The sequence below is a fragment of the Budvicia aquatica DSM 5075 = ATCC 35567 genome (assembly GCF_000427805.1).
Classification (GTDB): domain Bacteria; phylum Pseudomonadota; class Gammaproteobacteria; order Enterobacterales; family Enterobacteriaceae; genus Budvicia; species Budvicia aquatica.
The window spans coordinates 97,282-120,944 of sequence record NZ_ATYS01000018.1 but is presented as its reverse complement, the minus strand read 5'-3'; the positions used below and the strand labels follow the sequence as shown (position 1 = coordinate 120,944).

General features: G+C 48.1%; 22 protein-coding genes, 1 tRNA gene and 2 pseudogenes. 17 read left to right on the top strand and 8 right to left on the bottom strand.

Annotated elements, in window-relative coordinates; translation table 11 throughout:
* Together YWE_RS30935 and YWE_RS0109330 are read left to right on the top strand one after the other, a co-directional pair.
* Positions 1 to 759: SinI family autotransporter-associated protein (locus tag YWE_RS30935; protein ID WP_029094286.1), on the top strand; the 759-nt coding region annotated here is incomplete at its 5' end.
* Between the two features lie 159 nt (positions 760 to 918).
* The gene (locus YWE_RS0109330; RefSeq protein WP_029094285.1) at positions 919 to 1,812 is read left to right on the top strand and encodes a SinI family autotransporter-associated protein; all 894 of its coding nucleotides are present in this window, start codon (positions 919 to 921) and stop codon (positions 1,810 to 1,812) included.
* Between the two features lie 164 nt (positions 1,813 to 1,976).
* Here YWE_RS0109330 and YWE_RS30385 read toward each other — a convergent pair whose 3' ends face one another.
* Entirely contained in the window at positions 1,977 to 2,216 is a 240-nt protein-coding gene (locus YWE_RS30385) for a hypothetical protein (protein WP_127526466.1), read from the bottom strand.
* Between YWE_RS30385 and YWE_RS31885 the strand changes: the two are divergent.
* Positions 2,179 to 2,778 (top strand): annotated as a pseudogene (locus tag YWE_RS31885) (hypothetical protein); the annotation flags it as partial. The gene YWE_RS30385 and the pseudogene YWE_RS31885 overlap by 38 nt on opposite strands.
* Before the next feature lie 152 nt (positions 2,779 to 2,930).
* On the opposite strand, the gene YWE_RS30380 reads toward YWE_RS31885, so the two are convergent.
* Complete coding sequence (locus YWE_RS30380) at positions 2,931 to 3,188, bottom strand: hypothetical protein (RefSeq protein WP_127526465.1); 258 nt, start codon at positions 3,186 to 3,188, stop codon at positions 2,931 to 2,933.
* 108 nt (positions 3,189 to 3,296) lie between these two features.
* Entirely contained in the window at positions 3,297 to 4,298 is a 1,002-nt protein-coding gene (locus YWE_RS0109320; RefSeq protein ID WP_029094283.1) for an RNA-directed DNA polymerase, read from the bottom strand.
* 179 nt (positions 4,299 to 4,477) lie between these two features.
* Here YWE_RS0109320 and YWE_RS26990 point away from each other — a divergent pair.
* From YWE_RS26990 to YWE_RS26985, 5 genes and pseudogenes are all read left to right on the top strand, one after another.
* Positions 4,478 to 4,807: pseudogene (locus tag YWE_RS26990) on the top strand (ANR family transcriptional regulator).
* A 112-nt stretch (positions 4,808 to 4,919) separates the two neighbouring features.
* The gene (locus YWE_RS31880; RefSeq protein WP_428829263.1) at positions 4,920 to 5,102 is read left to right on the top strand and encodes an IS1/IS1595 family N-terminal zinc-binding domain-containing protein; all 183 of its coding nucleotides are present in this window, start codon (positions 4,920 to 4,922) and stop codon (positions 5,100 to 5,102) included.
* 90 nt (positions 5,103 to 5,192) lie between these two features.
* Complete coding sequence (locus tag YWE_RS31875; protein ID WP_428829262.1) at positions 5,193 to 5,402, top strand: IS1/IS1595 family N-terminal zinc-binding domain-containing protein; 210 nt, start codon at positions 5,193 to 5,195, stop codon at positions 5,400 to 5,402.
* A 35-nt stretch (positions 5,403 to 5,437) separates the two neighbouring features.
* Positions 5,438 to 5,755 carry a hypothetical protein gene (locus tag YWE_RS0109310; protein WP_029094282.1) on the top strand — a complete coding sequence of 106 codons (318 nt, stop codon included), beginning with the start codon at positions 5,438 to 5,440 and terminating at the stop codon, positions 5,753 to 5,755.
* Complete coding sequence (locus tag YWE_RS26985) at positions 5,748 to 6,866, top strand: LPS O-antigen chain length determinant protein WzzB (RefSeq protein ID WP_051323264.1); 1,119 nt, start codon at positions 5,748 to 5,750, stop codon at positions 6,864 to 6,866. The genes YWE_RS0109310 and YWE_RS26985 overlap by 8 nt, the downstream gene beginning before the upstream one ends.
* A gap of 1,491 nt (positions 6,867 to 8,357) precedes the next feature.
* Here YWE_RS26985 and YWE_RS0109290 read toward each other — a convergent pair.
* Positions 8,358 to 9,014 carry a hypothetical protein gene (locus tag YWE_RS0109290; RefSeq protein ID WP_029094281.1) on the bottom strand — a complete coding sequence of 219 codons (657 nt, stop codon included), beginning with the start codon at positions 9,012 to 9,014 and terminating at the stop codon, positions 8,358 to 8,360.
* A 153-nt stretch (positions 9,015 to 9,167) separates the two neighbouring features.
* Between YWE_RS0109290 and YWE_RS26980 the strand changes: the two genes are divergently transcribed.
* From YWE_RS26980 to YWE_RS0109275, 3 genes are all read left to right on the top strand, one after another.
* Positions 9,168 to 11,582, top strand: a complete 2,415-nt coding sequence (locus tag YWE_RS26980) for a phage/plasmid primase, P4 family (protein WP_051323263.1) — start codon at positions 9,168 to 9,170, stop codon at positions 11,580 to 11,582.
* A 667-nt stretch (positions 11,583 to 12,249) separates the two neighbouring features.
* Positions 12,250 to 12,570, top strand: coding sequence for a CHC2 zinc finger domain-containing protein (locus YWE_RS0109280; protein WP_029094280.1), 321 nt, complete (start codon positions 12,250 to 12,252; stop codon positions 12,568 to 12,570).
* A 60-nt stretch (positions 12,571 to 12,630) separates the two neighbouring features.
* Positions 12,631 to 12,960 (top strand): hypothetical protein, encoded by a 330-nt coding sequence (locus YWE_RS0109275; protein ID WP_029094279.1) that lies wholly within the window; start codon positions 12,631 to 12,633, stop codon positions 12,958 to 12,960.
* Positions 12,961 to 13,049: 89 nt separating this feature from the next.
* Here the strand turns inward: YWE_RS0109275 and YWE_RS28965 are convergent, their stop codons facing one another.
* Complete coding sequence (locus tag YWE_RS28965; protein WP_051323262.1) at positions 13,050 to 14,831, bottom strand: site-specific integrase; 1,782 nt, start codon at positions 14,829 to 14,831, stop codon at positions 13,050 to 13,052.
* A 127-nt stretch (positions 14,832 to 14,958) separates the two neighbouring features.
* Positions 14,959 to 15,046, bottom strand: a tRNA-Ser gene (locus YWE_RS0109265).
* Between the two features lie 215 nt (positions 15,047 to 15,261).
* Here YWE_RS0109265 and YWE_RS0109260 point away from each other — a divergent pair.
* The 5 genes from YWE_RS0109260 to rlmG all read left to right on the top strand — a co-directional run bounded on the left by YWE_RS0109260 (position 15,262) and on the right by rlmG (position 20,607).
* Entirely contained in the window at positions 15,262 to 16,200 is a 939-nt protein-coding gene (locus tag YWE_RS0109260; protein WP_029094278.1) for a 2-hydroxyacid dehydrogenase, read from the top strand.
* 90 nt (positions 16,201 to 16,290) lie between these two features.
* A complete protein-coding gene (locus tag YWE_RS0109255; protein ID WP_029094277.1) occupies positions 16,291 to 17,028 on the top strand; it encodes a phosphatase in 738 nt (245 codons plus the stop codon).
* 90 nt (positions 17,029 to 17,118) lie between these two features.
* A complete protein-coding gene (locus YWE_RS0109250) occupies positions 17,119 to 18,807 on the top strand; it encodes a DUF4139 domain-containing protein (protein WP_029094276.1) in 1,689 nt (562 codons plus the stop codon).
* 22 nt (positions 18,808 to 18,829) lie between these two features.
* Positions 18,830 to 19,417 carry a TorD/DmsD family molecular chaperone gene (locus tag YWE_RS0109245; protein ID WP_029094275.1) on the top strand — a complete coding sequence of 196 codons (588 nt, stop codon included), beginning with the start codon at positions 18,830 to 18,832 and terminating at the stop codon, positions 19,415 to 19,417.
* Positions 19,418 to 19,479: 62 nt separating this feature from the next.
* Positions 19,480 to 20,607: a 23S rRNA (guanine(1835)-N(2))-methyltransferase RlmG gene (rlmG, locus tag YWE_RS0109240; protein WP_036015583.1), complete on the top strand. Its 1,128-nt coding sequence runs from the start codon at positions 19,480 to 19,482 to the stop codon at positions 20,605 to 20,607.
* A 471-nt stretch (positions 20,608 to 21,078) separates the two neighbouring features.
* Here the strand turns inward: rlmG and YWE_RS0109235 are convergent, their stop codons facing one another.
* Both YWE_RS0109235 and mdtH read right to left on the bottom strand, forming a co-directional pair.
* Positions 21,079 to 21,648 (bottom strand): lipoprotein, encoded by a 570-nt coding sequence (locus tag YWE_RS0109235; protein WP_029094273.1) that lies wholly within the window; start codon positions 21,646 to 21,648, stop codon positions 21,079 to 21,081.
* 84 nt (positions 21,649 to 21,732) lie between these two features.
* Positions 21,733 to 22,938, bottom strand: a complete 1,206-nt coding sequence (gene mdtH / locus YWE_RS0109230; protein WP_029094272.1) for a multidrug efflux MFS transporter MdtH — start codon at positions 22,936 to 22,938, stop codon at positions 21,733 to 21,735.
* A gap of 131 nt (positions 22,939 to 23,069) precedes the next feature.
* On the opposite strand from mdtH, the gene rimJ reads away from it, so the two are divergent.
* Positions 23,070 to 23,654: a ribosomal protein S5-alanine N-acetyltransferase gene (rimJ, locus tag YWE_RS0109225; protein WP_029094271.1), complete on the top strand. Its 585-nt coding sequence runs from the start codon at positions 23,070 to 23,072 to the stop codon at positions 23,652 to 23,654.
* The last annotated feature ends 9 nt before the right edge of the window (positions 23,655 to 23,663 follow it).

Here is a 23,663-nt window from a genome sequence, read left to right as displayed (position 1 = left end):
TTTAGCGGTACCTATGCCACCCCAGGACAACTGTCCACCGGTGACACGGTGGTCATGACCTATGACTACACCGACCTTGACGGTGATGTGGATAACTCATTGACCACGGTGAACTGGAGTTATGCCCCGTTTGGCGGGGGAGTCGATGTGCCGATAACGGCGACTAACGCACCGGCGGCGAGTTCAGGGGGGCAAGGTACTTCCACTATCACGCTCCCGATTGGTGCCTTAGGTGCAACGGCGATTAAGGTGACGGTGCAAGAATTTTCGGCGACCGGTGACCCAATCAGTGGCAGTACGATTACGGTGACGGATACCAGTCTGAGTACCGGCCCAGGCGGCGGCGGTGGCGGTGGTACCGGTGTGACCCCTCCAGGTCCGGTAGTGGTTGGCGGCAATATTGCGGGCGGTATCTTCTTAGCCTCCGCATCACCAGCGGCGGGCAGTGGTGCCGTGGATTACGCACGGGTAGGCACCCATCCGTTAGTGGGTCAGACTTACGTCTTCCGGGCCTGGAATGATGCCAACAATAGCGGTATCTGGGATGCCGGTGAAGCTCAGGTAGTACCGGTCAGTATTCAGTGGAAGCTGGATGGCTCGAACGCCACGGCGAACGGCACCAGTGCGGTGGCGACCTTGAATAACCATAGTATTGCCGGTGCGACTTCGGACACTTACACCATTCCGGTGAACAGTACGTCGAACTCCGGGGCTATACCGGGCGACCAGGGCTTTAGCCTGAAAGTGGATTTTAACTAAGTCCCCGTCCTGTCTTATTGATTGAAGGGTGGGTCGGGCCGAGAGTCTAACTCGCATACCGAGACAGGCGATGAATGAAACGCCATCACCGTCAGGTCTTGCGCGTCATGAACTATATCAATGAAATCAATGAACACATTAAACCAAGGAAGAAGTGAAATGAAAAAAAGCAATACATTTACGTTAAAGAAGCTGGTTCTGGCGTTAGCGCTGGCCGGCTACACCATGAGCAGTGCGTATGCGGTGATGACCTCCCCGACCGGGACCATTCAGGGTACTGCACCGGAACTGATTGCGCAATCGAACGGTGCGCATCAGGCGATTGACATTGCTCATACGACGGCACTGGTGGCAGGTAAAGTATCGACGGGTGACACCATCACCATGACGTACGACTACGCTGATGCGGAAGGCGATGCGGATGACTCAATGACCCACGTGACCTGGTACTACACCAAGGGCGGGGTTGATACGGCGATTTTAGCGACGAACGTCAACAATGCGTCAGCCGCCACGATTGGCGGAACGGGCACCAGTGTCTTAACGGTCCCGGCGGCGGCGGCGGGAGCAACAGCGATACGTGTGGAAATCACAGAGTACTCGGTATCGGGTGACCCTGACGTCGGCACGGTCATTAACATTCCTGACGTCAGTGCTGGCGGCGGGGGTGTGGGTCCGTTCCCACCAGTGGGCCCAATCATTCCGGGCAGCAACGTGACGCCGGGAATTTATGCGAGCGGCGATAGTACCTTCACCAATAACCTGATTGGTGCGCTGGGAACCAACCTGAAGGTTGGCGACACTTACGTGTTTAAGATGTGGGATACCTCTACAGGTGCAGTGGGTGCAGGCGCGACCGACATAACGAATGCGACCTACACCTGGTACTTAGTGGGTACCAGTGCGACGGACGGCATCTCTGGAAACTTTAACACCAACGTAAGTGGTGGCAACTTCCAGATTCCGATAAACACGACGCCAGTGACCGGTGGTACGGCGTTAACGACCTCGGCGGACGGTGCGCAGGGCTTCCAGTTGGCGGTCGACTACTAAACCCAGGTTCTATTGGGTTAATGTCAATCAGGACCACGGGCAGGGTTTTCCTGCCCGTTTTTAACCCAGCATTGAGCAAAATACAGTTACTNCCCGGCCATCCACTCTGGCGGGTCACTCGGTAGTGATTGTTAAGCAGTTGAACAACATCATCATCTTCACATTCAAAATAGGCGTGCCACGTAATGTGGTAGAGAGGGACATATGACGCAAGACACCACAGGAACATCCCGCACCGTGCTGGCCGTACTTATCGCGGTCATACTTGTTGGCTCCGTCGTTCCGGTCGGGGCGGTGGTACTGAGTGACTCGACAGGGATAATCCATGGCAGAGCACCGACAGCCGTGGGTGACTTATACGCGGTGATGCCGGACGGGACGACGGTGGTGACGAATAACGTCATTGTGAGTCAGACGGCCACGCCGAGTCAGTTTACAGTCTCGTCAGTCACAACGGGGATTACCCCGTACGACGCAGACGGAGATACGGGCCTAACGATGACACCGGACATGGCGCGCGCCACGCTAGTGTGGAAGCAGAGCAACGGAACGCCACTAACCGCAGCACAACTGGCCGCCCCGTTGGTGAGCAATTTCCCCAACAGCACGGTGACGCTGGAGGTGCATGCGCCGGTGACGACCACGAGTACCACTGGACTGCCGACTACGGCGGGACAAGTGCCCTTTGTGACAGCTTATACAGTGAAGGTGCCAGCAGCGCCGGTACCGATGCCAGTCGGTGTGAAGATTGCATTAAACGGCTTCGCATTCCCGGTCGAAGATGGTGTCCCGAGTACAGGATTTCCCGGAGCTTGGTTCGACATCAGGATGAATGGTGTCGATACGACCACGAACAGCAATTACGCGTGGTCGGTGAACCAAAACCACGTGACTGTTTCGCAAAGCGGCAGAGTGACAATCAGTTCGAAGCCGGCCACGGGAAACAAGACCGTGGTCGTAACAGCCCGTGACCAGCAGGGGGTCGAACACCAATACACGTTCGCGACGACAGATTGGTTTCGGCGCCACGGTGAGCTTCACTACGCACCGGGGGCTGCAGATCCCTGTGTGTCGCCGGAAAGCACCCCCACCCCGCGGAAGCTACTCGGCGCGATAATTTACGCGGGAACAGACAGATACGAACCGGCAGTAACAACAAGGCACAGGGGAGACTTACTCGGAGAATGGGGGGTCATCACCACGGTTAACGCTACCCAGGTACCGCCATTAAGAGCAGAAAATGGTGCACTACAGGTCAACACGCCGCAGCCGGGGTACGGTGCGTTGGGACTTTGGGCCAGTAGCCCTACAGGCACGAACGCCAACGGTTGGAGGTACAGAGGCAGAGCGTCTATCGGAACGTCCGGGGGCGACATCCCGAGCTTGATATTGACACCCAGTGACTACGCAACCCAAGGGAGCGGGGCACCGGTGGGATGGTTCCCGCGTGGCACTTTGATGTGCCACTCACAAACGTAAGGCGCTCACGGGAGCTGGAGTCCAAAAGAGGGGGAGCAACCTGTATGCACGACGATTGGGCACCACACCCGCCACTGCCTAACATACCCCACCACCCGCGCGGCCTGCATTTCAGCGGAAAGCGTTCGGGTTTGCTCATAAAGCCGGCGGAGTTTAGTCAGGTGGTTGGCGAGGGCTCTGGGGGCCACGCATTGGATGCCCTTGTCGGTTAGCCAGTATCCCATCCAGTCGGTGCCTTTGCGGGTGGGACCAATGAAGGTTTTATCCGGGTGTTGGCAAAAACCGTATTGGTCAAAGAATTGATTAAGTTTTCGGACTGCCCTGCGGAGCTGCCAGCGGGTGTTGGCGATGATGAAAAAGTCATCCATAAAGCGTGAGTAATCGAGATTCGGTTGGCTGGCAAAGTGTGCATCCACCTCGTAGAGATGGAATGCCGCCAATAGTGGGCTGAGCGATGAACTACGAGCAATGCCGTATTCAGGGGTATGAAAAGTGCCTCCGTCTTCGACGCTGTAGTGCAGGAACTGCCAGAGCAGATTGAGCAAAATAGGTGACTGAACATGAGATTGAACCTGTGAGTAAAGGGTCTGCTTATTGATGCGGGCGTAATAGCCCTTGATATCAGTACGGCAGACAAAATGAGCATTCGGTTGGCGAAGTACCTGGTGGAGACGTTGTACGCTTTTCTTGCCGCCCTGATGACCTTTGATGTGTTCGCACCGTGGATGTACGGGAAGGACTGGCGTCAACAGCAGGGTCAGGCATTTAAGCACTAACGCATCCGGTGAAGACCAGAGTGCCCGGGTGTCCCCTTGGGCGGTTTTGATTAGCTGGAGTGGTGAGAGTTGATACGTGCCGGCATTCAGTTGCTGGTAGAGGCGCTGTTTTTCAGCCTGCCAATGAAATCGAAGGTGCCAGACATCGGCATTCGCAGGGAAGTGTTTTCGGGTGGTACAGAGCCAGGTGAAGGCGGACTCAAGCGGGGTGTGGGAAAACAATTCCGACATGCAACTCGAGGGGTTAATAGTTGAGTGGTGATTATTTTACGACCTGACACATCACTAAATCAGTCTGGTTCGAAATATTATTCACATCAACACCTTGTTTTTAAGCGTTAACGTCAGCGTCAGCGATTGGGTTGTCTGGTTTGGTTTGATTTGGGGGTAATCCCCTGCCGTTTTTATTTATGTCTTTTGAAGGTGTCGTTATGTCACAACGTTTGAACCCTGAGCCAGTCCGTCACTATCCCGAGCTGGCAGAGATTGCCGCGTTGAAAGAGCAGTCCGGTGATTGGAGAGGCGCGTCTCAGTATTGGGCGATGGCCGAGGATGTTGCCCGGTTGCCTGAGAACCGACTTTGGGCGGGGTCACGGGCGAGATATTGTAGTCATGAGGCGAGACAGGGTCTTGGCTATGCAGGCCGGTCAGTGCCATCACCTAATCAGAAATCCCTGGCCTCGACCCNNATNNCCNNNAAAAACGCCNNGGAAACGGTGAAGTACCACAATGAGGAGTGACCGCACAGGGTTACCGCATCACCGAGATATGGCACGAGTTGTGGGACAACCTAATTTTACTGAGTTATCAATTTTTACCGGGGGCACTATCCCCTGAATAAGGAGTTTGACGATGTTCATATACCGAAAACCCNCACCCGNTTGCCCGTATTGCGATGACACCACCCAGGTGCGCAAACANGGAACATCGCGCTGTGGCTTTCAGCGTTACCGCTGTTGTGACTGTGGTCGCACGTTTCAGGGTAAATACGTTTATCAGACGAGTTGCCAGGCCCAGTCAGTGACTGAGGCATAAGGTGCCCGTGGATGCCGACAATACGCCCTGTCCGAGGTACTGGACAACGATAGACCGCTTACGACTCAGGTCCGGTCTCGGAGATTTTAGATGACGATGACGATAACAATGATGACATTACTCAATCGAGGGCCACGCCCGGCGTGTCCGCATTGCAATACAGCAACACGGGTTCGCAAACACGGCAAAGCCCGCAGTGGTTTACCGCGCTACATGTGCCTCAGTTGCCGAGGCACGTTTCAAGGCCGGTACATTTACGCCGCTTATCAAACGGATGGGAATGACCGTGTTGGCGGCTAATCGACGCGGTGCAGTAACAACAAGGAGCGTGCGTCATGAAAGTGACCTGTTTGGATATGGTGGTCAGTATTGTGACCTTGCTGGCGATAGCGGTGATGGTCCCCATGCCATGGTTATCCTCCTCCCGAGATGCGGAGGGGTATGGTCAGCGCTTAGGCCCTCTTCATTGCGCCCCGGTCGCTACAGTCAGCGAACTGCGGCCTGCTTCCATTACGGCGTTATGGCTGGCGTCATTCCCGGCCCCGGTCAAGCCAGCACGAGACTGCTCGATACTTGTCCCCAGTGCCCATCCTGCAGTATCACAACACCAAGAACCCGTGTTATGGCATCAGATGAGGTATGACGATGAGTGAAATAAGTCAAAAACAATTAAATATACCGTCAGGTCGTGCCACCAATCAGGCAGGGTCTCGTTATGCTAACCCGAACGATGAGATAGACCTGTTTGAATTGCTCCTTCGACTCTGGGACAAGAAAGGCTTGATTGTGTTGGTGACGCTGGTTACCACCCTGATAGCCGGTATGTATGCGTTTACCGCTAAAGAACAGTGGACGGTCAAAGCCTATGTCTCCCCGCCGAGAATGGCCCAGATGGACGATTACCTGACATTAAGACGGGCCTTTGCCCGGGTTAGTGGCATTAACGCCGACCCACAGGCGATAGCCAACCATTTATTCAACCGGTTCACCGACATGGTGTCCAGCCCCAACGAGAAGCTGACTTACTTATCCGAGACGGCCTACGTTAAGCAACAGACTGAATCGATGGACTCGCAGGCGAAACGCCTTTGGCTAACGGAGATGGCTGAAAAAGGGCTGGTGACGTCCCCGCCGGATGAAAAGAAAACCCTCCCTTACTTTATGCTGTCGGCGTCGGCGGATAATCCCCAGACCGCGCTGGCCTTGCTAACCGATTATGTGAGCCGCATCAATGACCAGGTGATTGCGCAAGATGAGGCTGAATTTCAAAACAATCTTCAGGCCATGATATTGGCGCGTCAAAAGGAACAGCAGGATATCGACTTTAGCCTGCAAGCTGACAGGACGAACCAGTTGGCGAACCTGACCCGGTCACGCAGTACGGCTCAGCGTGCCGGGATTAAGGATTATTACGCTAATTCAGCCAGCAACGGTGGAACCAAGATTGAGCTGGCGAATTCGGTACACAAATACATGCTGGGTGAGAACTTTTTGAGTGCGGAAATCAACAGCCTGACGGAGAGTCCGATAGTGTACCCCGTTCGGTATCATGATATCGACAGGGAACTGAGTTTGCTTGCGCCGTTACTGCAACAGCAGGTGACCGCACAGGTTTATCGTTATCAGCTTACGCCGGGCGAGCACGTGAAAAAAGACCGGCCTAAGAAAGCGCTGATAGGGGTATTGGGGGTCTTGCTCGGCGGGATGCTGGGTATCGGTACCGTACTGGTGATAGACAGTATTGCCCGTTACCGTCGTGGTTAATCGGTCCGGACCCGAGGCAGGGCAGGTAAAATGAGGAACGAAATGATGCAGGATACGGGTTATTATGTGGCTTTCATCTTATTGGGTGGCGTGTTTTATCTGGTGGCTGACTGGATGGAATGGGTCAGGTAGTGACGTTCGGGGTTTCATGCAGAACCAATCTCTTACGTCAACGCAACGCAACGCAACGTTACTGTACACTGGTGCATCCGGTAAGAACTGTGTGTGTCTCTTTCCTGTGGTATTGCACCGATGCCATGCCGATTCTTCCTGAGCCTGTTTTCGGGAAAAAGCCTTGTAGGGCACCGGTAAAAAGGAATTCCCATCTAGATGATGCCGATTAATAGGTTGTTTTAGTAAAGTTCCTATAGAGGGTTTTCACAGAAAAAGTTTACTTATAAGCGAAATTATCGGCATTATCGGCATTATCGGCACTCAGATTGCCAATGAGGTTGATATGACTGCATTATTGGTAAAAGAGGGACTCATGCGAATCGGCATTGGGTTTGGGTTCGGGGTCGGTGCGTATTACCACTTAAAAAGACCACCCAATAACATTAATGAGGATCACTCCCGCTCATTTTGGGACATCTATATGTATGCCATCGAATCACTACAAGGGTGACACCAGCCCAGCAGCGGCCTAAGGCAGGTATTGGTGAAGTACAGCAGGACTGGGACCTGGTGGCTAGGACCTAGTCCCTAGTCCCGAACGGGCTGACCCCTGAGGTAACCTTACGTTATACCCCTGGGTCTGGGCCCATGCCGATTCTGTTTGAGCCTGTTTTCGGGAAAAAGCCTTACAGGGCACCGGTAAAAAGGAATTCCGACCTATATGATGCCGATTAATAGACTGTTTTAGTAAAGTTCCTATAGGGAGTTTTCACGGGAAAAGTTTACTTATAAGTGAAATTATCGGCATTATCGGCATGGATATGGTCATTAAGGTTGATATGACTGCATTATTGGTAAAATAGGGACTCATCCGAATCGGCATTGTGTTTGTGTTTGGGTTGAGTCTCAGGGGGCTCATCAGTGTGGGGTCATGGTAACCGACCCTAGGCCTGAGCCTCGGTCTATGTCAATCGGGAGTAGCGATGAAGGTCACTGTGCGTGCGGCCCTGGTCCTGAGCCATATTGACAATACAGTAGGAGCCGCCTGCCTATTAGGCGTTGGTGGCAGGAAGGTTCCTTTCTCGCCGGTATCAGCCCATGCCGATTCTGTTTGAGCCTGTTTCCGGGAAAAACCCTTGCAGGGCACCGGTAAAAAGGAATTCCGACCTAGATGATGCCGATTAATAGACTGTTTTAGTAAAGTTCCTATAGAGGGTTTTCACAGAAAAAGTTTACTTATAAGCGAAATTATCGGCATTATCGGCACTGAGATTGCCATTTAGGTTGATGTTACTGGGTTATTGGTAAAATAGGGACTCATCCGAATCGGCAGCGTCGATGGGGGCCATGGCCATGGTCCTGGTCCCCAGTTAATAGCTAGTCGCCTTTCTGTGGCTTGACCGACGTTAAAGTTGGCTCCACAAGGTCCAGTTCCTGTGATTCTTGGTTTTCTATGTATATATTAACAAGATCTCGCCATGTTTTTTCGCGCAAGATGGTCTCCACCTTTTCTTCTTTGAGCTTGTATTTCTGAACGATGTCGGAAACGGCTCTTTTGATTGAGATCCGGTATTTCTTTGTTTTGTTCGCGTCGATTTTACGCCAACGTTGCCAATGCTCAGTGATGATGCAATAAGCCGCTATTTTTATTTCCCAATCCAGACTGCAATTATCACGATACTTTTCCCCTTTCCCCAAGCTAATGCCCAAGGCATCTTCCAGGTCCCCCTTATAAGCCCGACGTTTTTTATCACTATCCTTGCCCCAGAACAGTTCTGAATACTCAACTTTCTTCATGTATACCGAAATAGCGTCAGCTATATGAGTATTTAGCTTATCAGGTACTTTATACCCAGATTTAATTCCAATCGAGAATGCTTTAAGTAATCGGATAGCATAGTGTGGGTCTAAGGTGCTGCTATTACCATATACAGCCATAAGGCTACTCACGTAATCGATGTAAGCGGATTCATTTTCAAAGGTATATTGTCGCGCGTACTCAAAAGGGACTAACTCATCATCGTCGTTCTTCATTGGCATTTGCCTATTTTCTGATCAAGTATGTCCATACATATTATCAGCTGGGCTAATGGCTTGTCCAACCTTTTACGTTTACTATGCCTGCATCCCTGACCGGTCAACGGATTTTTATCTTGAATATTAATCAATTGAAGGGAGTTAACTTAAATGAGTAACGTAGAGAGTAGTCGGTGTGATTTTGAGGAAATAAAGGCCAGTCTCGCTGATGTCGCTTCCCACACGACAGGACCAATCATTACCGATACCACCAGAGGCAAGCGAGACGATATTCCAGATACCCGTGACCATGCGGTTATTCAAAAGATTAATCATGATGCAGCTGAATACTGTTCTTGTATTCTTTTTATGAATAAAGACAGATTATCTTATCAGACGGAAACGCGACAGCACCCAGAGGAATTACTGAAACAGGAAAAAGTTGGGTATACAAATGGTCGAGTATCTAGACATTTACTTAGGCTAGGCCATGACCCTGAGGATATTATATCTAGCGGATTAGCGATACGTTATCAAAATAAAATTATTGATGCGTTACCCCTAAATTGTTTTGTGTACCCCTTTTATGACTTAGATAATAATATTGGTCGATTTACGACTAAAGACCCCGATAAAGTTAAAATGTATCAACAGGCTAAACGCTTTTGGTTACCCAATTCTGATTTTTGGGGGGTGAACTCACTCAATTTAGATGGGCCAGTGGCTATCGTAGAAGGGGAGAACGACCGACTTACATTAATGAGGTCGGGTTGGAATGGATCGATAATTTCGACCATAGGGCAAATCAGTTCAACACAATACGCATGGATTGAAAAGAACTTAGCTGAAAGGGATATTTATACGTTCTTTGATAGTGATAGTTCTGGCGATAAATACAGAGAGAAGATTGATAAACTGGAATTGCCGCAGGTTACGCAAGTGTTAATTCCAGAGGTTAAGGATGTCGATGAATATTTTTGTCGTGTTGATGGCGCATCCTTAAATAAATTACTCTCACTGGATGCCAATAAACAGTTACCCGCACCCGCTAGGGTTGAGGCTGAGCTTATTCACTCATCTTTTATCCCTGAGCATGAGGTTATTGAGGCATATCCGCCAAATTACTTTGGTGATGAAGGCACAACGGATTCGGGTAATGCCAATAGAATGGCGAGAATGTTTGGCCATGACCTTGGATATGTCGTAGAAACGGATGAGTTTATTCTTTTTAAAGAGAGTAATGGTCATGGTCACGGTTGCTACCGATGGTCTTACATTACGATTTATATGAATGCGTTAGCACAACGTATGGCGAGGAGCATTGAACTCGAAGCCGAATGCATGTTGATGAAAGCCAAAAGTGACTCAGAGAGGAAAGAAGCATTGCGGTGGCTGTCTCATGGGCAATCGTCGCTAAACTTAGGCCGAATAAAAAGTGCAATAGAACTGGTTAAACACCATGTCGCAAGATCTCACGCTCAGTTGAATAGTAATCCCATGCACTTAGGGGTTCAGAATGGCGTGATTGATCTAACCACTGGAATGCTAGGCGAAAACAGACGAGAGTACTTAATCACCCATTACTGTCCAGTTATTTTTGATGCCAGTGCAACGTGCCCACGGTGGCTACAGTTCTTGTCTGAAATCATGTGTAATGACATTGAAATGGTTAAATTTCTTCAGCTTTGCGTAGGCTATTGGATAACCGGCCGGTGTGATGAGCAACTGTTATTCTTTTTGTATGGGCATGGTAGTAATGGCAAGTCGACCTTTATTCAATTGATACAGGAAATGTTGGGCTCAGCGTATAGTTCACAGATTAACAGTGAAGTCTTGATGCAAAGCCGTAATGACAATAAAGGTGGACCTAATGCCGCGATTGCTAAATTACCGGGAAAGCGCTTAGTGGTCGCAAATGAGCTATCAGAAAGCGCTCGAATGGATGAGAACCTGATAAAAAGCATTACCGGAAATGATGTTATCGTCGCCAGAGGGGTTTATGCCAAGCGGGAAACCGAATTTAGACCCGAATTTAGTTTGGTCATGATTGGTAATCATAAGCCTAATATTTATGATAACTCACACGGTATGTGGCGACGGATTTGCTTAATCGGTTTTGATGCTGAGTTTAGTAAAGCGCAGATGGACCCTAAGTTGCCAGACATATTACGTCGTGAACTCCCGGGTATATTAAATTGGGCAATCCAAGGGTGCCTTGACTTGCAGGCTTCTGAAGGGCTAAAGGCTAATTTCCCTGGGAAGATCGTGAAGGCAAATACCGAGTATAGGGCTGAAAGTGATTTGGTTGGTGAGTTTCTACTTGAGCGGGTTAGTCAGGTTGATAGTGAGTTAGCGTTTGTTTATGCTGACGACCTATACGATGCCTATCGGAATTTTGCCAGCGCCGGAAATGAGTATCAGATGAATAAGCGGCTATTAATCAAAAAGCTAGCAGAGCGAGGGTACAGCAAAGCGAGGCGGAACAACCGTGTTGGTATCAAAGGTATATCACTCGTTGATGGTGAGTTAGGGCCTTACTCAACGCTTATCGCAGGTGTTGACAAATCGGTTAATTATACAGTTTAAAACAGCGACAGCGACAGACAGACAGCCGGTGGGGTTTCCTACTGGCTGTTTTCTTGTGGTCGGTCGGACGGGCCCTCGTCTTGCTACGCGCTCCTTCTCCCCTTGGCCTGAGTGCTGCCGATTCGCATGAGTCCCTCTTTTACCCATAACCCAGTGATATCAATCTCATTGGCAATCTCCGTGCTGATAATCCCGATAATTTCGCTTATAAGTAAACTTTTTCTGTGGGAAATCCCTATAGGAACTTTACTAAAACAGTCTATTAATCGGCATCATATAGACGGGAATTTCTTTTTACCGGTGCCCTGTAAGGCTTTTTCCCGAAAACAGGCACCAGCAGAATCGGCATGGACGGGACCGGAGGGGGAGGGGCAAGCAACCCATCTGTAAGCCATCAGGAAAGGTTCTTCACTCAGTTGATATCTTATGTCATCCAGAGGTTCGTTCGTAAGGTACAGCGGCCTGCGCTAACGAAATCAGGCTTCTCCTGGTGAGACCCCTACCGAGCTCAGCCTCGGCCTAAGCCTAAGGCTCCTTCCACGTAAGCTCTAAAATATTATGTCGCGACATTTTACCATTTCATCTGGTTGATGATTTTATAACTTTGCGATTAGTATTACTGCATCCCTGGCCGGCCAATGGGTAATTTAGCTAATTAGGAGTTGCCATGAAGAATGTTAAATGTATGAAAGTCAATTTCAATGAAATTAAGTCAAGTATAGATTTGGCCGCCACCATCGCCGCAATAGAAGGGCAGCCATTAGTGTATCACGGTGAAAAGCGCGCCTATCTTGACGATAAAAGTTGTCCTTTTTGTCCAGGCAGTGGATTCACCATCCATCTTGATTCTCAGCATTATCATTGCTATTCGTGTGAAGCGCATGGTGACGTTATCGACTATGTCTTCTATGCCGAGAATACGGTGGACCGTTATGAGGCAGCGCTAATGCTTCGTGACGGAAAAATCGGTGTTGCCTGTTTCAGCTGACATCGTCCTAGACCTAGACCCACCCCAAGACCACGACCATGACCACGGAGCAAGACCACGATGACAGCAACGAGAACAGAACGGTATCAGATAATCTTTTATGATGAAACCGAAAAAAGAGTTAAGGATGAGTACGATTATGAAATTGACTTCCAGATTGATGGCGCGGTATCACCAGCGCTGGTGGCTTCACTCCGGTTGCTGATTGTAGGCCCTGAAGACAATCCCTGTTATTGGGGCTCTAACCTCAAGACGCATCCAAATATGGTCATGCCATCAGGGTATTACATTTTTGACATCGCTAAGCTGGATGCAGAGCAATTAGTCAGTCAAATCATGACAGTATTGGACGCAGACTGGGAGCGGGAGCGGGAACACATCTCTGGCTAAGGAAACCCCCCGAGTCATATTTTTGACCATGACCATGACCATGACCATGACCATGACCGGGGTGTTTTTTCTTATGAAATCATAACTTCTTAAGACTTACTCGCTGAAGCTATGTGTTTAGGGCAACTGACATTCAACCTAGGGATCTTATCAATCTCTTTCTTCTTCATCGTCAAACTAAAACTACCGTATTCTCTGCCAACGTTTTGTGATGAGAAGTCGCTTTGGGCATGACCGGTAATGGCATTTTGCACATCTTCACGAATGTTATTATCGCGGCATAATGTAATAAAGGTATGTCTGAATGCATGATAGGGTTTAATTGCGGGCCGAGTTATTCCAATTTTTGAACGTAAATATTTCCCCCACCAAACACCGACGGCACTATGGTATTTACCTTTTGCTTTTTGCAACTTAGGAAATAGCCTGCCATTGTTTGGCAATGAGTCCCGATAGGTAAGCAGACCTAAATCAATCAGATGCTGGTGTATCGGTACTTCTCGATGGCTATTGTCATTTTTTACGCTTTGGTCATCGGATTCATCAGTGATGCGGATATGCCAAATATTATCATCTTGCCGTATATCACTAACGTAGAGCTGCGCGATTTCTTCTACACGAGCACCTGTGTAGTAAAGAATCAAAGGTAACCAATAATGTGCGTCACCATAATCTGCTCGTTCAGGTGCGGTTTTATGGGTGAATAACGGGTTACTAAAGATTGTTTCTATTTCAGAAGGTATAAAGTTCTTTGTAGTAGCGATGGTTACCAGAGTACGCCTTACTGCTTGAAATTTAATTTTTTCCGCCGGGTTACTTTCTATTAATCCACTTTCAATAGCATAGCTGCATACGGCTGAAAATCCACGGATGAGCTTCTTCACTGTTGAAGCGGTCAGTACAGGTAAATCGTGCTGACGGGCATAAGCAATCTGCTGAGTAAGTGGGAGTTTGGTAACGTTTGATTTGGGGCGGGCAGGTAGCTGCTCTAACTTAGTTTTAAATTCAGAAACGTGCTTTTTCGTGATGAGTTGAATATCTAAATCCCCGAGAAGTTCAATAAAGCGTTCTATAGCAACGCGATATTCTTTAAGCGCTGAACTAGGCGTTTCTTTACCGCGCCGGAGCATGGCTGCTTCATAATCTTTAAATAGGGCCGATAATGATTTGCTGTCGGTTGTAGTGGTTGGTGCATTAGGAACCACGAACGCCATTTTTGGTAAGCCTGAATATAGGTTACTTTCATTTTGGATGGCGTTTTTGTAGGCTGCTTTAGTCACCTGGTAAAACGCGCGGTTTAGTTCCATGACTAACTTAGAGTAGTGATTGCTGTCTTTCAGCAGTTTTAAACCAGATAGGTTCAATGCTTCTTTTATTACAGGATCTAGAAAACAAATGAGTACGTCGTCATCCTTCAGTTTTATTCGTGGAGGATGTTTTACCGCAGATTCGGGTGATATCTGGTATTCGCGAAGCGTTTGGCTTCTTTCTAGACACAATTCATGTATATCAGCGTTAGAAACCGTTACTTCGATTGCGTTTCCGTTGCTGTCAGTTTCGATCTCTTTGCGAACATAACGCGCTAAGATTTCATCATCATCAAGATGGGCTAATTGACTATCTTTCCATAGCTTAACCGCATGATTGATGTCTAAAAGCGTAATGCTAGCATCCAGCTCAGCGGCTTTGAATTGATTTTTAAGTTCAATTAGGACTTCGGGGCCAAGGTCATTTGCCTCACGCCAATCTTTAGTGCGTAAGGATTTCTTCAGCTCATTTTTGCCGATGATTTGTCGTAGCGGTTTAGGAACAATTAGACGGGCGTAATATGTTCCATGTCGGTCAGGTTTTATGTAGTTCATAATACCCATTTTGTACCACCTTTTTGGACCACTTGCAAAGCGACGGGCAAATGGGGTCATAAAGGAAAATGGATATAAACCAGCATGTTATTGATTCATAAATGAAAAAACCTGCTAAAAAGCAGGTCTTTAAATATGGCGGTGAGAGAGGGGTTCGAACCCTCGATACGTTGCCGTATACACACTTTCCAGGCGTGCTCCTTCAGCCACTCGGACACCTCACCAAATTTTGGTTTCAACGCATATCACAATCACGCTGGAACGGGCGCTACTATAGGGAGAAGGCGGGGTGCGGTCAAGTATAAATTAATGTTCTGAATTTAATTGGTTAAGCTATCGGCAAATTGGTACTTAAGTATGTGAGTTGAATAGGGTAGATTAACCCGTCAGCTTATTTAACCCTCTATTTGGGTTGGTTTTATCGTAACGCGGAGGAATGATGGACATTATCTTTTACCATCCTTTTTATGATACTGCGCCATGGCTGGCGGGTATTGGTTCCCGATTGCCTCAGGCGAATATCCGCGTATGGCAACCCGGTGATAACCAGCACGCAGACTATGCAATTGTCTGGCGACCGCCTTATGAAATGCTGGCCGGGCGGCAAGGGTTAAAAGCGATACTGGCATTAGGCGCAGGCGTAGATGCCATTGTGGAGCAGGATAGAGCTAATCCGGGGTTTATTCCAGCCGGCGTTCCTTTGATTCGTTTGCAAGATGCCGGTATGGCACTGCAGATGGAGGAGTACGTTTTTGCTGCGGTGTTACGCTATTTTCGCCGAATGGATGAATATCAGCACCTCCAACAGCAAGGGCGCTGGCAGTTGCTTGAGCCGCATGCTTACGCTGATTTTACTATTGGCGTGATGGGGCTGGGCATTTTAGGGCGTCATGTAGCCACTCAATTGGCCCGCTTTGGTTTTAACGTACGCGGGTGGAGCCGGAATAAAAAGCACATTGATGGCGTAATCAGTTATGGCGGCGGCCAGCTTGCTGAATTTTTAAGCGGAACTCGCCTAATCGTGAATTTATTACCCAAGACGCCAGAGACTCAAGGTATACTTAACGCTTCGTTGTTTGAACAACTGGCTACGGGCTCCTATATTATTAATATCGCCCGTGGCGGGCATTTGGTTGAACAAGATCTGCTAACCGCACTGGACTCCGGTCAACTGCGGGCCGCAACCCTTGATGTGTTTACTCAAGAACCTTTAGCCGAGAATCATCCATTCTGGCAACGGCCGGAAATAACGCTAACGCCTCATATATCCGCCATGACGTTACCCGATAATGCGATGGATCAGATATGCGACAATATTGCTGCATTTGATAGCGGCCAACCGGTTAGCGGAATCGTCGATCTGGCTCAGGGATATTAACTTCGGGTTATTAAGTTTAACGGCCGTTTTCACGCCATAACCCCGTTTCAGTGTTAATAAGTTTTAGCTATAAATTTAAGGAAATCTGCTATGTACCCGGTTGACCTACATGCTCATACAGTTGCCAGCGCTCATGCTTATAGTACCGTGAGTGATTATTTTGCGGTTGCTAAAGAAAAGGGTATTAAGCTGTTTGCCATTACCGATCATGGTCCGGATATGGCAGATGCGCCTCACCGCTGGCATTTTCTTAATATGAAGGTTATTCCGCGCATTGTTGATGGCGTGGGCATTTTGTACGGTATTGAATCGAATATTAAAAATATTCAGGGCGAAACCGACTGCGATGAACGCATGGCTGAATTGCTCGATCTGATTATTGCCGGGTTCCATGAGCCGGTGATGGGATCGTTGGGATTTGAAGGTAATACTCAGGCGATGATCGGCGCTATCTCCAGCGGAAAGGTACATATGATCAGCCATCCGGGCAACCCTAAGTATCCGATAGATATTAAGGCGGTTGCCGAGGCGGCCGCTAAGCATAACGTTGCGCTGGAAATTAATAACTCCTCTTTTGTTCACTCCCGTACCGGCAGCGAACAGAACTGTATTGAAGTTGCTAAGGCGATACGCGATGCAGGCGGCTGGCTAGCAATAGGTTCAGACTCCCACGTAGCCTATGCGCTGGGTGGTTTTGATAAAGCGCTTGAAGTCATTAAACAGGTTAATTTCCCGGAAGAGAGAATTTTAAACGTCAGCCCGCGCCGGCTGCTGGATTTTCTTGAGTCTCACGGCGGGCAGCCTATCGAAGAATTTGCTTCGCTATAGCTTCTCTAATTGAGATAATTGTTTGTGATCGTTAGTGGGTCTTTTTGGTAGTTTCATGCATGTTATTGGTTAATATTTAAGGATAAATAAATGGCTATTAATGTATTTCAGGGATTTAGAACGACGTTATTGTGTGCTTCTGTGGCTTTAGCCTATTCAGGCGCAGTCTATGCCGAGGCTCAGGTACAGAACGTTAAGCTGAATGATGTGACGGTGTTTATTCGCGGTGCCGAGCTGTTTAACAGCGGTAAAGTCACATTACCGGCCGGAGAAAGTGAAGTCATCTTTACCAATATAGCCAGCGGACTTAACGAACAAAGCCTGATGCTGGATGCTGATAACGGCGTTGTGGTGCAGTCTTCAAGCGTCAGGCGAGATTTTCTGACTGAAAATGTATCACCGGAAGTTGACCGACTAACAAAACAGATTGAAGCTGAAGTCCGTGAGCAGAACAAGTTAAACGTTCAGCGGGAAGTGATCCAGGCGCAGCTTTCCGTACTGGAAAGCAATAAGTCACTGGGCGGTGAGAAAGACGGCACCAGCGTCGAGCAAATTAATCAAATGCTTGAGCTGGTCAGCAAACGCATGAGTGACGCGCTGCTGGCCGACATTGACATTAAAGAAAAGATCGCCGTTATCGATAAGAATATTGAAAAGCTTAACAGCCAGTTAAATGAAGCTCAGGAAAAAACCGGCCAGGCGGTTAACCAGGTGGTCGTGAAGTTTTATACCCCGAAAGCGGTGACCAGTGATGTTAAGCTGTCTTATGTGATTCGCGACGCCGGTTGGGTTCCAACTTACGACGTACGGGTTGATAATATCAATCAGCCGGTAAAGCTGAGCTATAAGGCTAACGTATTCCAGAACAGCGGTATTAACTGGGACAAGGTCAATTTGACGCTTTCCAGCGGAAACCCAAGTGAAGGCGCACAGGCTCCTAGACTTAATCCTTGGTATATCGATTTGCCAAAGAACTATGCTATGTCGAAGAGTGCCAAACAATCGGCACCAATGCCGGTAGCTGCTCCGGCCGCAGATATGATTGTTGGTGAAGTTAACGACTATGCAGTAGCCGGAGTTGAACTTGAAAAGGTAGCCAGAGAAGCAGCCAATGAAAAAAGAGCTAAGAGTAAGTCCTTGTCAGAATATGTGGTGACTGACGTTGGCGGTGTAAATACGCGTTTTAGTATTTCTTTGCCGTACAATATTGCCGCCGATGGTAAAGGGCACTCAGTGTTAATTAAAGAAGCGGACGTTCAGGGTGAGTATCGCTACGTCGTGGTGCCGAAAATTGAACAGGACGCGTTTTTACAAGTTCAGCTAAAAGACTGGGAGAACCTCAACTTATTGCCGGGTAAATCCAGCATTTTCTTTGAAGGCTCTTTTGTCGGCCAGGGCTATATCAATACCAAGAATGCAAAAGAGACGCTTGATTTGTCATTAGGCCGGGATAAGAAAATTATCATTAACCGCGAAAATGACAAACAGATGACCGCTAAATCTGAATTCTTTGGTAACTCGGTAAGTCAGCAGTACTCGTATGTGATGGATGTGAAAAACACCCGTAAAGAGCCAATTAAGCTAGTCGTATTGGATCAAGTACCGATGAGCCGTGATTCCGCTATTACGGTTGACGGCCTTAAGTATGATGGTGCCAGCTACAATAAGGACACGGGTGAAGTTCAATGGACGCTGGACTTAACGCCGAACCAGGCGCAAAAATTAAGTTTGTCTTATACGGTGAAATATCCGAAAGACCAACGTGTAACAGGTTTATAACTAAGATAACAGGTTGTATTTGATGAATGAGTTTTCTGTAGTCTGCCGTATTTTGGGGTCGCTGTTTTATCGCTCACCTCAGGATACGGTTCTGGATCCGCTGTTTGCCTTAATCAGTGAAGGTAAATTAAAGCAGCATTGGCCGTTAGAACAGGATGAGCTGTTAGATCGTCTGGCGCAGGATTCGGATCGTCAGGTGTTAGAAGCTGACTATCAGGCGATGTTTGCTGCGCAGGGGAGTGTTTCTCCTTACGGCGCTAGCTATGAGGGTATTGGCGAAACTGAAACCCGTGCATATTTAACCCAGTGCGGAATGCCGCTTACGGATGCGCCAGCAGACCATTTTGGTTTATTACTGCTGGCCGCTTCATGGATTGAAGACAATGCACAAGAATCTGATGAGATTCAGGCTCAGATCGCGCTGTTTGATGAGTATCTGTTTCCATGGTGCGGGCGTTTTCTTGGAAAAGTCGAAGCCCATGCTAACCATGCTTTTTATCGCACATTAGCCATTATCACCCGTGAAGCATTGCAAGCGATGCGTGATGAACTGGCTGAAGTTGCCGGTGAAGAATCAGGATACGAATCAGAAGGAAATACCCCAGAGTGAGTGACGAAACAGAGCAGCTAAACGAGCCACAAGAACTACAGAGCTCAATTTTTTCTCATTTAATGTTATCCCGTTATCCTGAGTTTGATACCCCGACCAGCTTACAGGCATGGGATGCTGCCGATGAGTATCTGATGAATACGGTAGACAAGGCGCTGTTAGCCAAAGGCCCGGTATTTATCCTCAATGATACTTTTGGTGCTTTAGCCTGTGAGCTGGCGGCGTTTAACCCGGTCAGCTATGGTGACTCCTATGTGAGTGAATTAGCCACGCTGCGCAATTTACAGCAGAATAACTTACCTAGTGACGCTGTCACTTTTGTTGATGGTATTTCGCCGCTGTCAGGTACGCCTGCGGTGGTATTGATTAAGATCCCTAAAACGCTGGCATTGCTTGAGTATCAATTGCACGCCTTGCGTAAAGTCGTTAGCGCCGATACTCAGATTATTGCTGCGGCTAAAACTCGAGATATCCATACTTCAACTATTCAGCTGTTTGAGAAAATTCTTGGTCCTACTCATACCAGCCTGGCATGGAAGAAGGCCCGGTTAATATTCTGTCAGTTCAATCAGCCAGATGTTGCCCCTATGACTGAAGTCATGACCTGGCCGCTGGATGGCACAGATTATGTCATCCATAACTATCCTAATGTGTTCTCGCGTACCGCATTGGATATTGGCGCCCGGTTCTTCTCTGAGCATTTACCGTCAGGGTTAAGCGGAACTATTGTCGATTTAGGCAGTGGTAACGGGGTATTAGGCTTACGGGCTTTGGAGCAAAATCCACAGGCCGAAGTGATTTTTCGTGACGAGTCCTATATGGCAGTAGAATCTAGCCGCCTGAACGTGGAACAGAATCGCCCGGACGATGTTGCGCGCTGTTTCTTTGAGGCTGACCATTCACTGGCTAATATTGACCGAAACTCGCTGCAGGCAGTTATCTGTAATCCGCCGTTCCATCAGCATCACTCAGTGACTGACTATATTGCATGGCAGATGTTTAACGATGCCAAACGCTGTCTGGCAATTGGTGGAGAACTGCGCATTATCGGTAACCGTCATCTTGGCTATCATCAGAAGTTAAAGCGTCTGTTTGGTAACTGTGAAATGGTGGCATCCAATAAGAAGTTTGTGATTTTACGTTCAGTAAAAGCACCTAGAAAGCGTACGCCTAGAGCCGAGGATGAATAATCCTAGGCTCTGGTCGCCAGAGTATGGTGATATTTCGGTGTTGTGTTTACCGATCTAATTAAATTACGCAATCGACAAAATAAAAGGCGCATTAATTTGCGCCTTCAGGCTGATGAAAAACCTCAAATACTAAAATTTAGGTCTTAAAAAACTTAAACGGAGGGAGAGCTTTACAGGCTACTTCCTGTAGCCTGCCCTTCGGGCCAACACTACGTATTGTTCAAAGCCGTTCCCTACGGCTTTGTCTGTTGGGGGCGTAGCAACTTTAGTTGCCGGAGTGCCCCTAGGCAAGGTAGGCCCGAAGCCCGCTGAGCTCAAAAATGCCGCTCTTCGGCCGCGAGGAAACGCCAATATTCCAATGTTGACTATGCGGACGAAATTTGCACTGGAATCAAATTAGACTACTTTGTCATCACTCTGAAGGCGCATTAATTTGCGCCTTTCTTGTATTGATACCACGATAACACAGGGTTACTTAATAAAGGCGAATACCAGTTTGCCTTCCTTCACTTCGATTCCTTTAGCCAGCTTTTGGGCGGTGGCTTCCAGTGCGCTATTCTCCGGATTTAAGACATACACCGGCTGGTCGTTGAAATAAATCTGCAGGGCTTTATTAAGAAATGGAATAAAGGTTTTTACATTTTTTACCGCACCCTGACTGGTTTTTAAATCATAGTCAGCCAGTTCTAAGTCGCGCAGATAAACCGCACCTTTTACCGGATCAAATTCCGGACGGGCATTGATCGTGACCTGTAGATTAGCATCCTGCTTACCTAGCAGGGATGAAACCGCAAATAGGGCATTACCGGTCAGCGTAATCTGACCCGGCTCGCCGCGACCAATTTTAGTATTCAGGTTATTCAACGATAAGTCTGCATCGACTAAGCCATTAAGGCTAAAGCTGCGTGATGCATTTTGAGTATGGGTTTCTAAGTAGTTATTAATCGATTTTTCGGTCAGTGAATATTGTGATATCTGATTACAGCCAAACAGCAGGCTGATAAAGAACAGGGCAAAAATACGCGAAACCAACTTGTGCATGAAAAACCTTTCAGGGTTAAGTAATAAAATCATGCCCATAGAGTAACAATGACGCTATGGGGCAGGCAAATTGAATTAAGGGCTTCAGGAAGCCAGCGCTTTAGGAGCAATGGTTCTTGGTGAAAACTGACGGTGTAAGGCTATCGCGGTCGCCAGACCGATAACCCCCAACAGTACCCATGGAACCTGAGGAACACTAAACTCATGGCCAATATCATATAGCCAGCCGCCGCCGGTATAACCAATAGCCCCGCCAAAGGCCAGGCCCAGCTTACTGAATCCCATATAGCTGGCGCGAGCATATGGATTTGCCAGTGAAGCACTCAGCGTTTCCCTTGCCGGTTCAGCAATAATCAACCCAAGGTAGAAGAAGAAAATCAGGAACAGCACCGTTGATAATGATGTGACAAAGCCAAGCGGCATCAGGCTGAAAGTCATTAACAGCAGCCCGGTCATCAGGCGTTGATCAAGACGAAAATGTTTTTCGCTCCAGCGGGCTATCGGATAGAGCAGAGACAGTGATAAAACGGCCTGAATTAAATACATCCAGCGAATGGTGGTTGGCGTGCCTGAGATCTCATTGACCAGAAGGGGAAGCATCAACATCACCTGTATTGAAAGAACGTAGTAGCCCGTCAGGGTTAATACATAGCGGCGAAAGTATTTATCACGCAGGGCGGTTTTAATGCCGGTCATGATCGGGGTACGAACTGACGCTGATACCCGATAGGCCGGTAATACAAAAGCGTTAAGTGCGGCGGTTAATACAAAGAAGGCGGCGCCCGACCAGCAAACCCACTGGAAGTCATATTGCAGTAGCCAACTGCCTAACAGCGCACCGATAACCACGCCGGCGCTGTCTTGCATCATCAAGATGGAATAGAACCGACCGCGCTCATGGGGGCGGGTTAACTTAATAACTAATGCGACGCGGGGTGGGTCAAATAGGGTGCCGCCAAAGGCTGACAGCGCGCAGGATAACATCAGAATCCATGGTTGGTCTGCCATGGCCATACTGGCAAAACCGGCGGCCCGTAATAACATGCCGGTGACGATCATTGGCTTGGCACCAAAACGGTCAGCCAGCGCTCCACCAAAAATACCAAGGCCTTGTTGGATAAACTGACGTAAGCCTAAGGCGAAACCGACCAATAAGGCAGCCCAGCCCAATTGATCTACAAATCGGATAGAAATAAGCGGGAAAACAATAAAAAATCCAAGAACAACTAGCAGGTTATCTAATAATAGAAAATACTTACCTAAGTTTCTGACCCGCGATACCCGAGGCATATGGTTTCACCGTAAGCGAAAAGAGTAATAAATAAGGAGCAATTTAACCGCTTATTTTGAACTTAATTACTGAATAACGATACTATTTTAGTAAACTATATTTATCTTTTAATGCTAACAAGGAATTCCGGATGTTTGGTTATCGTTCTAATGTTCCTAAGGTGTCATTAACCACGGATCGGATGGTTGTTCGCCTTGCCAATGAACGCGATGCATACCGGCTGGCGGATTATTACACTGAGAACAAAGATTTCCTCAAGCCCTGGGAGCCGGTAAGAGATCAGAGTTACGGTTATCCGTCGGGCTGGCAGGTGCGTTTGAACATGATCAACGAGCTGCATAAGCAGGGCAATGCCTACTATTTTTTGTTGCTGGATCCTGATGAAAAAGAGGTTATCGGCGTTGCCAATTTTAGCCATGTTCTGCGCGGCGATTTTCAGGCCTGTATTTTAGGCTATTCTCTGGGGCAAAAATGGCAGGGGCAAGGGTTGATGTATGAAGCGCTAAAGTCAGCCCTACGCTATATGTTCAACCAGCAGAATATGCACCGGATTATGGCTAATTATATGCCACATAATAAACGCAGCGGTGATTTGCTGGTCCGGTTAGGTTTTGAACGTGAAGGTTATGCTAAAGACTATTTAAGAATTGACGGCCAATGGCAAGACCACGTATTAATGGCATTAACCAATTCAGACTGGAAACCAGTTACTTAAGGAAACGCC

What these genes read in the sequence shown, in the direction of transcription:
- YWE_RS0109245 (WP_029094275.1), top strand. Translation starts at nt 18,830, where the DNA reads ATGAATGAGTTTTCTGTAGTCTGCCGTATTTTGGGGTCGCTGTTTTAT.
- YWE_RS0109235 (WP_029094273.1), bottom strand. Translation starts at nt 21,648, where the DNA reads ATGCACAAGTTGGTTTCGCGTATTTTTGCCCTGTTCTTTATCAGCCTG.
- YWE_RS0109260 (WP_029094278.1), top strand. Translation starts at nt 15,262, where the DNA reads ATGGACATTATCTTTTACCATCCTTTTTATGATACTGCGCCATGGCTG.
- mdtH (WP_029094272.1), bottom strand. Translation starts at nt 22,938, where the DNA reads ATGCCTCGGGTATCGCGGGTCAGAAACTTAGGTAAGTATTTTCTATTA.
- YWE_RS26980 (WP_051323263.1), top strand. Translation starts at nt 9,168, where the DNA reads ATGAGTAACGTAGAGAGTAGTCGGTGTGATTTTGAGGAAATAAAGGCC.
- rlmG (WP_036015583.1), top strand. Translation starts at nt 19,480, where the DNA reads ATGTTATCCCGTTATCCTGAGTTTGATACCCCGACCAGCTTACAGGCA.
- YWE_RS0109275 (WP_029094279.1), top strand. Translation starts at nt 12,631, where the DNA reads ATGACAGCAACGAGAACAGAACGGTATCAGATAATCTTTTATGATGAA.
- YWE_RS0109310 (WP_029094282.1), top strand. Translation starts at nt 5,438, where the DNA reads ATGAAAGTGACCTGTTTGGATATGGTGGTCAGTATTGTGACCTTGCTG.
- YWE_RS0109250 (WP_029094276.1), top strand. Translation starts at nt 17,119, where the DNA reads ATGGCTATTAATGTATTTCAGGGATTTAGAACGACGTTATTGTGTGCT.
- YWE_RS31875 (WP_428829262.1), top strand. Translation starts at nt 5,193, where the DNA reads ATGACGATGACGATAACAATGATGACATTACTCAATCGAGGGCCACGC.
- YWE_RS26985 (WP_051323264.1), top strand. Translation starts at nt 5,748, where the DNA reads ATGAGTGAAATAAGTCAAAAACAATTAAATATACCGTCAGGTCGTGCC.
- YWE_RS0109255 (WP_029094277.1), top strand. Translation starts at nt 16,291, where the DNA reads ATGTACCCGGTTGACCTACATGCTCATACAGTTGCCAGCGCTCATGCT.
- YWE_RS0109280 (WP_029094280.1), top strand. Translation starts at nt 12,250, where the DNA reads ATGAAGAATGTTAAATGTATGAAAGTCAATTTCAATGAAATTAAGTCA.
- YWE_RS0109290 (WP_029094281.1), bottom strand. Translation starts at nt 9,014, where the DNA reads ATGAAGAACGACGATGATGAGTTAGTCCCTTTTGAGTACGCGCGACAA.
- YWE_RS0109330 (WP_029094285.1), top strand. Translation starts at nt 919, where the DNA reads ATGAAAAAAAGCAATACATTTACGTTAAAGAAGCTGGTTCTGGCGTTA.
- rimJ (WP_029094271.1), top strand. Translation starts at nt 23,070, where the DNA reads ATGTTTGGTTATCGTTCTAATGTTCCTAAGGTGTCATTAACCACGGAT.
- YWE_RS30380 (WP_127526465.1), bottom strand. Translation starts at nt 3,188, where the DNA reads ATGTCGCCCCCGGACGTTCCGATAGACGCTCTGCCTCTGTACCTCCAA.
- YWE_RS28965 (WP_051323262.1), bottom strand. Translation starts at nt 14,831, where the DNA reads ATGGGTATTATGAACTACATAAAACCTGACCGACATGGAACATATTAC.
- YWE_RS0109320 (WP_029094283.1), bottom strand. Translation starts at nt 4,298, where the DNA reads ATGTCGGAATTGTTTTCCCACACCCCGCTTGAGTCCGCCTTCACCTGG.
- YWE_RS30385 (WP_127526466.1), bottom strand. Translation starts at nt 2,216, where the DNA reads ATGACGTTATTCGTCACCACCGTCGTCCCGTCCGGCATCACCGCGTAT.